Here is a 13,469-nt window from a genome sequence, read left to right as displayed (position 1 = left end):
GAGTGGTGTGGTCAGGGCTCGGTGCTCGTCGGCCCTGGCCAGAGCTGAGCTGTTCGGAGCCGACGGGCGGCAAGTTCCACCGCTGCGGTCAGGTCCGCCACGACGGGCAGGTCAGTCAGGCCGTGGCGAGCGAGGGCCCCGGTCTGCGCAGCCCCTCGACCGGTCCGGACGAGGACGCCGTGGACGCCTGCCGTTCGGGCCGCCAGCGCATCGGTCGCCGCGTCCCCGACATACCAGGTCCGCGCCGGGTCCAGTGCCAGTTCGCTCACCGCCTGCCGGATCAGCGCGGGCTCCGGTTTGCGGCAGGGGCAGTGATGTGCGGGCGTGTGCGGACACAGGTAGCTCGCGGCCACCGGCACGTCGGCCGCAGCGAGTCGGGTGAGCAGCTCGTGGTGCAGCTCCACCGCCTCGTTCTCGGTCAGCAATCCGCGGCCGATCGGGGACTGGTTGGAGACGATGCCGATGGTGAATCCCGCGCGTGCCGCATCGCGCAGCGCGGTGACGGTGCCTGGAAGGAGCCGTATGTGTTCGGACCGCAGAACGTAGTCAGCGCGGTTCTCGATGATCGTGCCGTCTCGGTCGCAGAGCAGACCAGGTCCGGCGGGGCCGTGGGTGTCAGCAGACGGGGACGAGCCGGCGCCCCGTATCACGATGGGAGATATGACGTCTGCGCTCATTGACCCTCCTTCCCGGGAGGGCCGGCGTCGGCCCAGCCGTACCGATGGGGGCGTCCGCCGCGGAAGACGCGGACCATGGCGTGGTTGAGGGCCAGATGCAGGTCCTCGGTCAGGCCGTAGTCTCCCGCGCCCGCCTCGACCACCAGGTCGCAGTGCTGGGCCACCGCGCCGGCGTTGCCCAGCAGGGCCACGACCGTCAGCCCTTGCTCATGGGCCGTCTTGGCGGCTTCGACCAGATTCGGCGAGTCACCGCTCACGCTGAGGAGGACCAGGAGGTCGCCCTCCGCGCCGACTGCTCTGACCTGTTGCGCGAACACCTTGCTGAACTCGATGTCGTTGGCCAGCGCCGTGACGTACGCGGAATTGGAGGAAAGGCTGGTCACCCTGCCGAAGCGGTGCCCGGCGCGGAGTGCGTTGGCCGCCCAGTCGCATGCCATGTGGTCGGCTGTGCTCGCGCTGCCGCCGTTGCCCGCGATGAGTACGGTCCCGCCGGTGGAGATCGTCTCCACGACGCACGCCGCCACCTGGCTGACGGCCTCTGCGTCGACGCGCAGCGCGCCGTCCGCGAGATGGCGCAGGTACTGGGAGACGATCGACGCGTAACCGGATTTCTGTTCTGCCGTCGCAATTGATAAGGAGAGCTCAGAGACCACAGCGTTTCCTCTGCATACGGAGGGACGAGCTTTGTCCGGAGTCGATAATGCGGGAACACGCAATGGCGCGGCTCACGGGACCAGCCGATGATTCCATGGATTTCTAGATCTAAACCAATAGTTAGCGCTTGCTGCGGTCATAGTGAATCACAGCACTTCGGGTTCGAGTCAAGAGGGCAACACGAAGTCGACCACTCGCCGATCGGCCTCAAGTTGCAGGTGGGTCCCTATTACCAAATGCCGGTGCGGCATGCAAGTGGGCCTTCCTCTTGTCGATCGTCTAACCGTCATATAAAGTCTGGCATTAGCCGCAGTGGGCGTCCTGCAAGCGAGTCGACTATTGCTTGAAACCACTTACTCGCACGATGCGCAAAACATTCAGATCCTGCCTCTCCCGAAGATGCCGCTAATCTAGGAGAGAAGCTTTCCGCTGATATTCGAATTTTCAGCAGGTGCGGCGTCCGCCAATGTCCGTGCCGGGCACATGGCGCAGCGGTGGGTCGCCTTCCGGGACGTCTACCGCGCACGACCGTTGACGGTCCGCCGAAGGTCAGTCGATACATGGAACGTGTCCAGGGGTGACGATGCGTAAAGATGTCAGCTCGGCAAACCCGGCCGCACGACACGTGGCAGCGGCAGGTGTTGCTCGGCAGCCGCGGGGTTCTGGTGTCCAGCTCCACAAAGTGGGCTTGCTGTTCACGGCCAAGCAGAGTTTCAGCACATGGGAAGAGCTCGGTACCGAGCTGTTCTCTTTTGCCGACTCGTCCACCTGGTGGATCGCCGATTGGCTGGTCTACGGCGAGTTCGTGTTCCACGACCGCTACGAAGAAGCCATCCGGCGGACGTCACTCAGCTACCAGACCTTGCGCAACTACAGCTGGGTGGCACGACGGTTTCCGTTGTCCCGCAGGCACCAAGGTCTGAGCTTCAGCCACCATCTCGAAGTGGTGGCACTCGAACAACCGGAGCAGGACTACTGGCTGGGCAAGGCGAGTGAACTGGGCTGGAGTCGAAACAAGCTGCGTCGGGAGGTGCGCGGCAGTCTGCTCATGCGGCAAGGAGAGCCGGCGCAGCTGGAGGCCGGGAGCGACGATGCGGCGAGCGACGCCGATCGCACGGCAACCAGCCCCACGTCGACACTGGCCTTACTCGACACCACCTCCACGTCCGAAGCGCGCCCGCTGAATCTCCGTTTTTCGGCCGAGGACCTGGAAAGTCTGGAAAGAGCCGCCAGGAGGGACGGCGAATCGATCGAGACCTGGGCAGCGAAGATCGTCCGACGAGCCATTGCCTGCTCCTGAGCGTGCGGATGACGCCGGGGCATCCGTTCGGAACCCCTGCGGTGCCTCGAATCGCGATAGGCAGGTCCATGAAGCAGTCCACCGGCCGGACAGCCCCCCAAAGCCGTCCCGCTCAGCCAGGCACCGGATCTTCGGAGGCGGGCAGCGGTTTTGTGGGCCCCGGGGCCAGCGCGCGGATGGAGGGGGTGGCGACCATGGCGAACGTGGCGAGGAGGATGAGCGTCGCGGCCGCGTAGAGGGTGGCGTGCAGGCCGAGGAGGAGTACGGCGGGTCCGGCGGCGAACTGGGAGAGTGGGAGCGCGAGGTAGGAGCCGAGGTCGTCGTAGGCGTAGACGCGGGCAAGGCGGTCCTCGGGGATCTGTTCGTTGAGGGTCGAGTACCAGGCGACGCCGGCCTGCTCGATGCCCACGCCAGCGACGAAGTTGGCGACGACCAGCAACCCGGTGTACGGGGCGAGGGCGAGCAGCAGTGGGGTCATGGCTGTCAGGCCCATCAGTGCGCAGCCGACCAGGATCGCGCGCCGGGGCCGCCAGTACAGCGACAGTACGCCGCCGGCGACCGCGCCGAGTGAGGACGCCGCGACGGCCAGGCCCCAGCCGCTGCGGCCGATCCCGGTGGTGTCGGCGACGGCCGGGCCGAGGACGGTGAGCGAGGCGGTGAGGCCAGCGTTGAGGAAGCAAAAGGCCACCACGATCACCCACACCCAGGTGCGGGAGGTGAACTCCCGCCAGCCGATGCGCAGTTCGTGTACCACGCCGGGGCTGGGCGCGGGCGGAGTGACCTGGACGCGGACCAGTGCGAAGGACGCGGCGGCGAGCGCGAAGCTGAGCGCGTCGACGGCCAGACCCCAGCCGGGTCCGATCGCGGCGACCAGTACGCCGCCCAGCGAGGCACCGACGATCATCGAGCTGTTGCCCGCGATCCGGGAGAGCGCGAGGGCGGCGCGGCGGGACTCGGCCGGCACGGTCTGGGGCAGCAGTGCCTGGGCGGCGGGCTGGTAGCAGGAACTTGACGCCCCGTTGACCGCGGCGAGTCCCATGAGCAGGGGGACGGTGGCGCTGTGGCTGAGGACCAGGGCAGCGACCACCGCCTGACTCGCGGCGCTGACCACGCTGCTGCCGACCAACAGTCGGCCGCGCGGCAGCCGGTCCGCCAACACCCCGCCGTACAGCAGGAAGAGGATGCTGGTAAGGGAGTGGGCGCCGACCACCAATCCGAGCGAGCCGACCGAGCCAGTGGCGTCGAGCACGGCGAAGGCCAGGGCGATCGGCGCCACTCCGTTGCCGAGCAGGCTTGCCGTCGTACCCATGAAGAGGTGACGGAACGGGCGGTGGCGTAAAGGTGTTAGGGCGGCAGGCATGCGCTTGATCGTCGGGGATGGGCGCCGCGCCCGTCAAGGCGCCTGCCCGCTGCCCACTCCCTCACAACGGGCTCTCAGGGCTTCGCTGATGTCTCTGAGTACCCGATTCTTGAAAACGATCCGGACGTCACGGCGTATCCCGAGTTCCTCGCTCAAGGTCTGCGCGAGTCGGATGGCGATGATGGAGTTCCCGCCCACGTCGAAGAAGTCGTCATCAAGGCCGACGTCGGCGTTGCCCGTCAGGCTCCGCACGTTCTCAAGCACCAATGTGTCCATGGAGTTGCTGAACTCGCTGTCGTCCGTCACGGTCCCGACACCTCTCCCCGCGGTTCGTCGTCCATCGCCCTGGCGAGACTGGCCGGCCTCATGTCTGTCCAGTGCGCGGAAACATACTCACGGCAACTCTTTCGCGTACCCTCTCCGTGGACCATTGTCCAGCCGGCCGGAACTGCTCGGAAAGCAGGCCACAAGGAGTGCTGGTTCTCGTCGTTCACCAGAACCAGGTAAGCGCCTTCGTCGTCTTCGAGTGAATTTTCCACGGGCTCCCCTTTCTCGCGGGCATGCCAGCCACGACCAGCACGCTTCACCGGCCTGATTATTGTGCTTGTCTCGCTGGCGAGACAAGGTTGATCGCACGCTGGACACGTGGTCGTCCCGAAGGGCGGCCGGTCGACGCAATAGGCGAGGTGGTCCGGATAATGACTGTTCGTGTTGCCGTGGTGGGGATGTCGATTCGCGCGGCCGGCGTGCGGAGCGCGGCGGACTTTTGGCGGCTCATGAGCACGGGACGGTCCGGTCGACGCGAAATAGACCATGCGGAATTGGTGCGCCGCAGGATACCAGTCCACAGATACAAGGATCCGGCATATGTGCCCGTTGCGTATTCCATGGAGGACTACCTCGGATTCGACCTCGAAGCATTCGGTTTCAGCCGGTCCGAAGCGGAACTGACCGACCCGCAGCACCGGGTCATGCTCGAAGCCTGCTACCGGGCGGTCGAAAGCTCGGGATGCTTCATCGGTTCGCTGCCGGATCGTGTCGGGGTGTTCCTCGGAGCCCGAACGAGTGGCTACGGTGCGCAGATCGAATACTGCTCAACCTCGGCAGGCGGAGATGTGGATCTGTCCGGGCTTGCCGTGGGGACCGAGCCCGACTACATGTCCACCAGAATTTCCTACGCCTATGGTCTCACTGGTCCTTCGGTGACCGTGCTGACCGCCTGCTCGTCCTCGGGGGTCGCAGTGCATCTCGCCTGCCAGGCGATCCTCGCAGGTGAGTGCGATTCGGCACTGGCGGGGGGTGTCGCCCTGGACGTACGGGACGCGGGCTACACGTTCACCGAGGGCGGCATCTACTCACCGCGAGGTCGGTGCGAGCCCTACATGGCCTCGGCCGACGGCACGGTGGACGGCAACGGTGTTGCCGCCCTCTTCCTGCGCCGGTTGGATGTGGCGTTGGCCGCCCGTAACCCGATCCTCGGCGTCATCGCTGGCACCGCGGTCAACAACGATGGCCGAGAGCGCGCGGGCTTCACGGCGCCAGGGGTCGCCGGCCAGACCGAACTGATCGAAGAAGCCCTCGACGTCGCCGAGTTGAGGTCCACCAGCATCGGCCTGCTCGAAGGGCACGGTGCGGGCACCGGCATCGGGGACGCGCTGGAGATTGATGCCGCGACCCGGGCATTTCGATCCACCGGAGCCGGCGTCGGCGACTGCCGGCTCCACTCCGTCAAGGCGAACATCGGAAACCTCACCGCGGCCGCCGGCGCGGCAAGCGTCATCGGTTGCCTTCTTGCCCTGCGCCATGGCCGCATTCCCCCCAACGCGCCGCTGGTGGAGGGAGCCTCGCCAACCGACCTGCGGGGTACGCCGTTCACACTGGCGGACACGCCGATCGCCTGGCGGCGCTCGGACCGGGGCCGCTATGCGGCGGTCAGTTCGTTCGGACTGGGCGGGACAAACGCGCAGGTCATCATCGGAGACGCCGAGCCTGAGATGCAGCTCGCCTCTCGCAAGGGGCGGTCCTGGCAACTGCTGCCGCTGTCCGCGGACGATCCCGAACGGCTCACCGAAGCCGTCGACGCGGTGCGTGCGGCCGTGGACGGAGCATCGGCCGAGGCTCGGCAGGACATCGGCCACACGCTCCGCACCGGTCGCCCGGAGCTCACCACACGCGCGGCTGCGGTCATCCCCGTCGACGACAGCCCGACCGGCGAGCGGTGGCCAAAGCCGGGGCAGTTCCGCACTCCTCCCGAAGTTCCGCCAGCACTCGTCCTCGCCCTCCCCGGTGAGGAGGCCGGGGTGCCTGAGGCGGCGCTCGCGCTCTACAAGGCGGAGCCCGCCTTCCGATCCGCCGTGGACGACGGTCTCGCGGCGATGGAACACACGCTGGCTCCCGAGACCTTCGCGGCCGTGCGCGACGCGTTCCTCCACGGCAGGTGCCTGACCGCGACGAACGTTTCTCAGCCGGTACTCCACCTGCTCGGCGTCGGACAGCATGCGTTCCTCGGCGCGCTGGGAGTTGAACCGGACCTGCTGGTGGGACACGGCGTGGGCGAACTGACCGCCGCGCAGCTGAGCGGTGTCCTCTCGGGCGAGGACGCAGCGCGGGCGGTGTGCTGGCGCAGCCAGGCCATGTCAGATCTTCCGGAACGCGCCGAGGCCGCCGCCCTCTTCACCCGGCGGATGCGTGAGGTTCGGCTGAACTCGCCCACGACGCCGACCCTCTCCTGCGTCACAGGAGCCTGGCTGACAAGTGAGGAGGCATGGGATCCCGGGTACTGGGGAGCGCAACTGCGTGAGCAGGTTCCGTTCGACGAGGCCCTGCGCGCGGTGGTGTCGCAGCATCCCGAGGCCGTGTATCTCCAGCTGGCCGGCGGAACGGATCCGCGGGAGACGGCCCGGCTCCGGGGAGTGGCTGAAGACGCCGTCCTGACCCTGGTGTCCGATGAAGAAGCCCCGGACGGCTGGTGCTCGCTGCTCCGGGCTGTCGGAGCCCTCTGGGAACGTGGCGTGCGGATCGACTGGCAGGCCTATGCCGAGCGCGATCACGCGCTCCGCGTCGACATGGCACCGCGGGCCTTCGAGCGGATCCCCTATGTACATCCTTCACTGCTGGAGCATTGCCCCGGGATCGACCCGGCGGAACTGTCGGGAAAGCAGGTCGACTGATGACGTTCGGCGCGGGCGCAAACCCGACCTCGCTGGCGCAGCAGCGGCTCTGGTTCACCGAACAGCTGCTGCCCGGGACCTCCCGGAACAACCTGAGCGCGCAGTTCGTCGTACACGGCGAGTTGGACGTGCCGACTCTCGAGCACGCGGTCAACGGCGTTGTCGCACGGCACGAGGTCCTGCGGACCCGCTTCGGCATCCTGGGGGATGCTCTCGTACAGGAAGTCCTTGATGAGGCGCGGATCACCGTGCAGAAACTCGACGCGGCCGATGAGCTAGGGGTCTTCGCCAAGGCCGAGGAATTCGTCCGGGAGCCATTCGATCTGACCGACGCCCCGTTGGTGCGGGTAGGGCTCGTGCAGGGCGGCAGGGGCACCGGAATCCTTGCGGTCGTGATGCATCACGTCGTGACCGACGCTCGATCTCTGGACATCTTTCTGAGCGAGGTCGCGGAGCTCTACCGGAAGAGCAGGCTGGGCGGTGTCCCGGATCTACCCGAGTTGCCGCCGACACGCTACGTCGACTTCGCGAGACGGCAGCGTGAGGGGGTGAACACGCCGCGGGCCAGGGAACGGCGAGCGGGTAAGTTGCGCGAACTCTCGGGCTTCCCCACAGTGCTCGATCTCCCGGCCGACCGCCCTCGGCCAGCCGTGCAGACCTTCGCGGAGGCGTCTTTGTCCTGCCGCGTCCCGTCATCGCTGGTTCGCCGGCTCGAGAAGGTCGTGCGAGCGCACGGTACAACCCTCCGGACGATGGTTCTGGCCTCGTTCTCGGCAGTACTGAGTATCTGGTCACGGCAGTCACGGATACTGGTGGCGACCCCGGTGACCAACCGCGCGTCGGCCGGCACCGAACTGCTGGTCGGCCCCTTCGCGAACACCCTCGTGATCCCGACGGACATGACCGGCGCTCCGTCCTTCGCCGCGTACCTCGAGCGTGTGCGGGACGTGTACCGGAGAGCCGAGTCGCAGAACATCCCGTTCGAGGAGATTCTCGACGGTGTTGCGCCTGAGCGCAGCCTGTCCCATAACCCGCTGGTCCAGGTGATGGTGGCATTCCGCGACGAACCCGTTCTTCGAGGTGGACTGCCGGACGCCGAACTGGAACTGATCGAGAGCCAGACGGGAACCTCACCGTTCCACCTGGTACTCGAGGTCACTCCGCACGACGACGGTCTCGACTGCCGGCTCCGGTATTCGACTGACCTCTTCGCCCCGGACACGGCGGAGCGGTTCCTCCGCCATCTGCGGCGGCTGTGGGAGGTCGTCGCCGAAGGACCGGATGTCCGCGTCGAAGACATCGATTTGGCGGACGCCAAGGAGCGGGCCGTACTCGCCGCCCTGGGCACGGGACCCACGCGTCCGGTCGATCCCCGCGCGCTCTCCGTCAGACTGTCCGCGACCGCGCACGACCGACCGGATGCCGTTGCGGTGAAGGCGTCCGATGGCATCTACACCTACGCGCAGTTCATCGAGCGGGCAGAGGCGATCGGCGCGGCGCTGACGGCACGTGGGCTGCGGAACGGGGACCTGGTCGGTGTGGCTCTCCCGCGCGGCCGCGACCTGCCGGCGGGCCTGCTCGGCGTCTGGACCGCGGGAGGGGCCTACGTGCCCCTCGACCCGACGTACCCAACTGCCCGGCTGGAACACATGTCGCAGGACGCCGGTATCCGGGTTCTGCTGAGCGTGCGCGACCTCGCGGACCGTATCCCCGTCCCCGCCGGCACTGAAGTTCTGCTGCTGGACGACCTCACGTCACTCCTCCCACGCCGACAGCCGTCCCCCGAGCCGTGCGGCGACCGCCCGGCTTACGTGATCTACACCTCGGGCTCGACCGGTCGTCCCAAGGGGGTGATGGTCGGTCACCAGAGTCTCGGGAACCTTCTGGACGACTTCGTGTCCGAATCCGGGTTCGGCCCGGGCGATCGGATGCTCGCCCTGACATCCCTGTCTTTCGACATCGCGGGACTGGAACTCTGGCTCCCGCTGCTGACCGGCGGGACGCTGATGATCGGGCCGCCGGGTATCGGGGGCGACCCCGACCGGTTGCAGAAGCTGCTCTCCGACGAGGAGATCACGGTGGTGCAGGCTACCCCCGCGACCTGGAAGCTCTACACATCGTCCCACCGCGTCGCGCCGCCCGCCCTGCGGCAGATATGGAGCGGCGGAGAGCACCTGCCGCACTCGCTCGCCCGGACACTGACCGCGATGGGGCCCGAGGTGCACAACCTCTATGGGCCGACCGAGACCACCATATGGTCGACACGCGCAGTGTTGGGGCGTTTCGACACCGTGACCGGAATCGGGCGCCCCCTTGCGAACACCCGCCTGTTCGTCCTCGACGCTGCCGGTCGTCAGGCCCCCACGGGAGTACCTGGCGAGTTGTGTATCGGCGGTGCGGGGCTGGCACTGGGCTACCTCGGCCGCCCTGATCTGACCGCGCAGCGGTTCGTCGATGTCGAAGGGATACGCGTCTACCGCACCGGAGACCTCGTCAGGTGGCGGACGGATGGCGATCTCGAGTATCTCGGGCGCCTCGACGACCAGGTGAAGATCCGCGGCCACCGCGTGGAACCCGGGGAGGTCGACGCCGTGGCCCGAGCCTGCCCCGGCGTCCGCGACGCCTGCACGCTGGCCGTGACGACCTCCGGGGGAGAGGACCAGATGGTCACCGTGGTGACGCCGCAGAAGGTGGCGGAGAAGGCGGACGACACTACAGAGGACTGGCGCACCATCTGGGAGAACACCTATGCCGAAGGCGAACCTGGCGAAGAGGACGACTTCGACCTGAAGGGCTGGCGGGACAGCTACTCGAAACAGCCACTGCCCAGGACGGACATGCTGGACTGGGTGACGCGGACCGTCGACCGCATCACCGGGACGGGCGCTCGCACCTTCGCGGAGATCGGCTGCGGCACCGGGCTGTTGCTGCTCCGCCTGGCTCCCGGGGCGGACCGCTACCTGGGGATCGACTTCTCCGCGAAGGCCATCGACCAGGTGAAGGACGCGGTCGCCCGGAGGGGGCTCACCGACCGGGTGCGGCTGGCCACGGTCGCCGCCACGGAGATCGGGGACGTCGCCGACGGCGAGCTCTTCGATTGCGTGGTGATCAACTCCGTCGCCCAGTACTTCCCCGGACCGGACTATCTCGCGGAGGTCCTCGCCGCGGCGAGCAGGATCGTCGTTCCCGGCGGCTACATTTTCGTCGGAGACCTGAGGAGCCTGAAGCTGGCAGAGGCGTTCCACGCCGGTGTGCTGGAGACGGACGACCGGATAGGAGCCGAGGAACTGCGCGCCCTCGCCGCACGGCACGCACTGGAAGAAGACGAACTTCTCATCGACCCCGGGTATTTTACGGAGCTGCAGGACACTCTCCCGGCGGTGACCGGGATTCAGGTGTCGCTCAAGGCAGCGGGGTTCGACAACGAAATGACCCGCTTCCGCTACGACGTCCTGCTCCGGATCAGTGGGGAGGTGCCAAAGCAGCCGTATCCCCGTGAGCACCACGACTGGGAGCAGGTCTGCGACCTCGTCGGCCTGGACGGACTGCTCGGGGCGTCGAGCTCGGTCGCGGTCGTCGTCGACGGCATCCCGAATGCGCGCGTCACCCGCTTCGTCAACCTCATGACGGATGACGAGACGGCGTCCCGCTCAGCGTGTTCGCCGGAGGAACTCGACGAGGTCGCGGCCCGGCACGGCTGGGAGACCCACCATGCCTGGTCCTCCCGCCTGCCTGAGCAAGGACGGATCCGAACGGTCTTCACTCGTCGCGGTCAGTGGGACGGACACTTCGTCCACGAGCGGCCGACGCTCGACGGGCCCGTCAGCAACGACCCTCGGCAGGGTGCACTGCTGCGGTTGTTGAAACACAGCGCTCGGGCCTTCCTGCGGCAGAGGCTGCCCGAGTACATGGTGCCGAACCGGGTTCTGACCTTGCCGGCACTGCCGCTGACCCCGAACGGAAAGACTGATCGGAACGCCCTGAAGGCCATCGCCCAGCAGCAGGTCTCAAGTACGGATCACTCCCTGCCGAGCGGGCCTGTTCAGAATCTCCTGCACGAGATCTGGTGCGAAGTGCTGGGTGTCTCTCGGGTCGGTGTCACGGAGAACATCTTCGACGCCGGCACCACCTCACTGCTCATCGTGCGGATACGCCAGCAGTTGCGCGACCGGTGTGGCATCGACATCCCGCTGACCTCCTTCTTCACCTACCCGACGATCTCCTCACTCGCTCAGGCTCTCCAACCCGAAATGGAGCGTCATTCCTCCGGCGGACGGCTCACCGGACCTCGTACGCGAAATGCCGCGGCCGAACGTCGCCGGCGAGCGCGGCAATGATCTCGTTCTGCTCACCGCAGCTCGTCCACGTAGCGGTCCGTCTCGGGGACCGTCGGTATGAACGGCGCGACGAACCGCACGCTGCCGAGCCCCGAAGCCGCCACCCCCGTGTCCAGGTCCGCGAAGTGGTCCCGCCAGTTCTCGCGGGGATCGCGCTGGAGGAACCACAGCAGGGTCAGCCTGGTCCCGACGCCCTCGACTTGCTTGACATAGGTCATCCGGTAGGGCTGCTGCGCTGGGCGCGTGGAATTGCCGTGCGGGGCGGGCATCATCGGGTCTTCGAGATTATTTGCGGTGGTACTGGGAGCGGATCGTCTTCTTCGGGGACGGCGTGGTTGCGACCGGGCACGTGGACGAGGGGGGACGACGTGGCGTGCTGTCGCTGTCGTCTGTATCTCGGACGAGCTGATCGGCTTGATCCTGAATCCCTGCGCGACGCAGGGGCGTCAAGCGCGTGTGTGAACTGCTGGAGGTCTCCCGAACCGCCTTCTACGCCCGCCGCACCGCCAAGCCCGGCCTGCGGGCCGTTCGTGACGCGGAGCTGACCGGGCAGATCGCCGAGGTCCATGCCAGATCGCGTGGCACCTACGGCGCTCCACGCATCCACGCCGTGCTGAAACGCGAGGGTGCCCTCTGCGGACGCCGCCGCGTCGCCAGACTGATGCGGGCGGCGGGCCTGGAGGGCCGCTACCGCAGACGACGGCACCTGACCACCGTCCCCGATTCCCGCGCCGCCACCCGGCCCGACCTCGTCCTGCGGCAGTTCGGTCCCGACCTGGTCGGCGTCGACACTCGCTGGTGCGGCGACATCACCTATGTCCCGACCGCGGAGGGCTGGCTCTATTTGGCCACCGTCATCGACATCGCCTCCCGCCGGGTGATCGGCTGGGCGACGGCCGATCACCTGCGGACCGATCTGGTCAACCTCGGCTACCGCAGTCCAGCCGAATACGAGACCGCACTCGCAGCCTGACCACCACACCAATGGTGTCCGTCAAAGCGGAACAAGCTCAGTGGCGGGATGTGGAACGCATCGGAATCGTGGCCCGCTCCGACCCCAAGGAGCACGCCCTCGGATTCTACTGGCGGTTCGTGCAGGCCAGCGCCACGGTCCTGTTCGGAGGAAGCTACGAGAGGCCGCCGGCGTACGACGTGATCTCCGCGCCGGAAGGTGCGCAACTCTCGGCAACGCGGCGGATCACCGGAAGCCTGCCCCTGAACTGCTCAGGCCGATGCGGCCTGAGCAGTTCAGGTCGCACCGGCCGGAGCTGTCAGGGCACGTCGGCCACGCGCCGCGCCCAGAAGGAGCGGTCGCTCCAGCGGGCCTCCTGGGCGTGGATGACACGGTGGCCGCGCAGATACGCGCTCCGTGCGGCCGCGACATGGTCCGCGTAGGCGGCGAGGGGCGAGTCCGCGCCGTCAGGAACGCCACTCAGGTGGGCGTCGACGGCCAGGCCCGCGCTCAGCCCGGTGTAGAGGGCGGTCAGCACACCCTGGGAGGAGAGCGGGTCGAAGGCGACGGCCGCGTCCCCGGCGGCGGTCCAGCCGTCTCCGTACACCCGGTCCAGGTGCGCCGTGTGCGCGGCCGCCCGGCGGGGTGCGGTGGGTGATGTGGGCGGGGGCCCGTCCCGGTGGACCCATCGGGACACGTGGCGGGTGGCCGACATCCGTCGGTGGAAGTGGCGCGCGGTGTGGGTGGCGGCGGGCAGGTCGGTGTCGGTGAAGTAGGCGACCAGGCGCCCGCCGGAGGGCTGCGGGGCGGTGTACCACCAGCCGTCCTCGTCTGACTCGACGAGGGAGCGGCGGTCGGTGTCCAGCGGGTCCGCTTCCAGGGGTACGTACAGGGCTGTGAGCCGGTCCCGGACCCGCCGCCGGGCCCCGCACCGGACCGCTATCGCGGCGGCGCGGCCGGTGGCATCGATCACCCAGCGGCAGCGCACCGTACGCTCGCCCCCGGACCCGCCCCCGGAC

The 13,469-nt window shown here is 67.8% G+C and carries 10 protein-coding genes and 1 pseudogene; 4 read left to right on the top strand and 7 right to left on the bottom strand.

Annotated features, from left to right (window positions below; translation table 11 throughout):
* Positions 1–11 precede the first annotated feature (11 nt).
* Together ADL01_RS30830 and ADL01_RS30825 are read right to left on the bottom strand one after the other, a co-directional pair.
* Positions 12–677, bottom strand: coding sequence for a D-glycero-alpha-D-manno-heptose-1,7-bisphosphate 7-phosphatase (locus ADL01_RS30830; RefSeq protein WP_053745296.1), 666 nt, complete (start codon positions 675–677; stop codon positions 12–14).
* Positions 674–1,330: a D-sedoheptulose-7-phosphate isomerase gene (locus ADL01_RS30825; RefSeq protein WP_053745295.1), complete on the bottom strand. Its 657-nt coding sequence runs from the start codon at positions 1,328–1,330 to the stop codon at positions 674–676. Before ADL01_RS30825 ends, ADL01_RS30830 begins: the two co-directional genes overlap by 4 nt.
* Positions 1,331–2,013: 683 nt before the next feature.
* Between ADL01_RS30825 and ADL01_RS30820 the strand changes: the two genes are divergently transcribed.
* Positions 2,014–2,631 (top strand): LmbU family transcriptional regulator, encoded by a 618-nt coding sequence (locus tag ADL01_RS30820; RefSeq protein WP_324614646.1) that lies wholly within the window; start codon positions 2,014–2,016, stop codon positions 2,629–2,631.
* Between the two features lie 112 nt (positions 2,632–2,743).
* Here ADL01_RS30820 and ADL01_RS30815 read toward each other — a convergent pair whose 3' ends face one another.
* The 3 genes from ADL01_RS30815 to ADL01_RS46800 are packed head-to-tail and all read right to left on the bottom strand — an operon-like array spanning position 2,744 to position 4,530.
* On the bottom strand, positions 2,744–3,991 hold the full coding sequence (locus ADL01_RS30815) for an MFS transporter (protein ID WP_053745294.1): 1,248 nt from the start codon (positions 3,989–3,991) through the stop codon (positions 2,744–2,746).
* Between the two features lie 33 nt (positions 3,992–4,024).
* Positions 4,025–4,297, bottom strand: a complete 273-nt coding sequence (locus tag ADL01_RS30810) for a phosphopantetheine-binding protein (protein WP_053745293.1) — start codon at positions 4,295–4,297, stop codon at positions 4,025–4,027.
* On the bottom strand, positions 4,294–4,530 hold the full coding sequence (locus ADL01_RS46800) for an MbtH family protein (protein ID WP_078960844.1): 237 nt from the start codon (positions 4,528–4,530) through the stop codon (positions 4,294–4,296). The genes ADL01_RS30810 and ADL01_RS46800 overlap by 4 nt, the downstream gene beginning before the upstream one ends.
* Before the next feature lie 159 nt (positions 4,531–4,689).
* Here ADL01_RS46800 and ADL01_RS30805 point away from each other — a divergent pair, with 159 nt between their 5' ends.
* Complete coding sequence (locus ADL01_RS30805) at positions 4,690–7,161, top strand: beta-ketoacyl synthase N-terminal-like domain-containing protein (protein ID WP_159049692.1); 2,472 nt, start codon at positions 4,690–4,692, stop codon at positions 7,159–7,161.
* Entirely contained in the window at positions 7,161–11,498 is a 4,338-nt protein-coding gene (locus ADL01_RS30800) for a non-ribosomal peptide synthetase (RefSeq protein WP_053745291.1), read from the top strand. The genes ADL01_RS30805 and ADL01_RS30800 overlap by 1 nt, the downstream gene beginning before the upstream one ends.
* Positions 11,499–11,509: 11 nt before the next feature.
* Here the strand turns inward: ADL01_RS30800 and ADL01_RS30795 are convergent.
* Positions 11,510–11,725, bottom strand: a pseudogene (locus tag ADL01_RS30795) (hypothetical protein); the annotation flags it as partial.
* A gap of 227 nt (positions 11,726–11,952) precedes the next feature.
* Between ADL01_RS30795 and ADL01_RS30790 the strand changes: the two are divergent.
* Positions 11,953–12,471 carry an IS3 family transposase gene (locus ADL01_RS30790; RefSeq protein WP_159049691.1) on the top strand — a complete coding sequence of 173 codons (519 nt, stop codon included), beginning with the start codon at positions 11,953–11,955 and terminating at the stop codon, positions 12,469–12,471.
* 298 nt (positions 12,472–12,769) lie between these two features.
* Here the strand turns inward: ADL01_RS30790 and ADL01_RS30785 are convergent.
* A partial coding sequence (locus ADL01_RS30785) for an NAD(P)/FAD-dependent oxidoreductase (RefSeq protein WP_420719753.1) occupies positions 12,770–13,469 on the bottom strand: 700 nt, incomplete at its 5' end.

This window comes from Streptomyces sp. NRRL WC-3618, assembly GCF_001280005.1.
Lineage (GTDB): Bacteria > Actinomycetota > Actinomycetes > Streptomycetales > Streptomycetaceae > Streptomyces.
This window is presented reverse-complemented; position numbering and strand designations above follow the sequence as displayed.

Excerpts from the sequence above, each read along its gene's own strand:
- ADL01_RS30830 (WP_053745296.1), bottom strand. The coding sequence starts at position 677 with ATGAGCGCAGACGTCATATCTCCCATCGTGATACGGGGCGCCGGCTCG.
- ADL01_RS30805 (WP_159049692.1), top strand. The coding sequence starts at position 4,690 with ATGACTGTTCGTGTTGCCGTGGTGGGGATGTCGATTCGCGCGGCCGGC.
- ADL01_RS30815 (WP_053745294.1), bottom strand. The coding sequence starts at position 3,991 with ATGCCTGCCGCCCTAACACCTTTACGCCACCGCCCGTTCCGTCACCTC.
- ADL01_RS30800 (WP_053745291.1), top strand. The coding sequence starts at position 7,161 with ATGACGTTCGGCGCGGGCGCAAACCCGACCTCGCTGGCGCAGCAGCGG.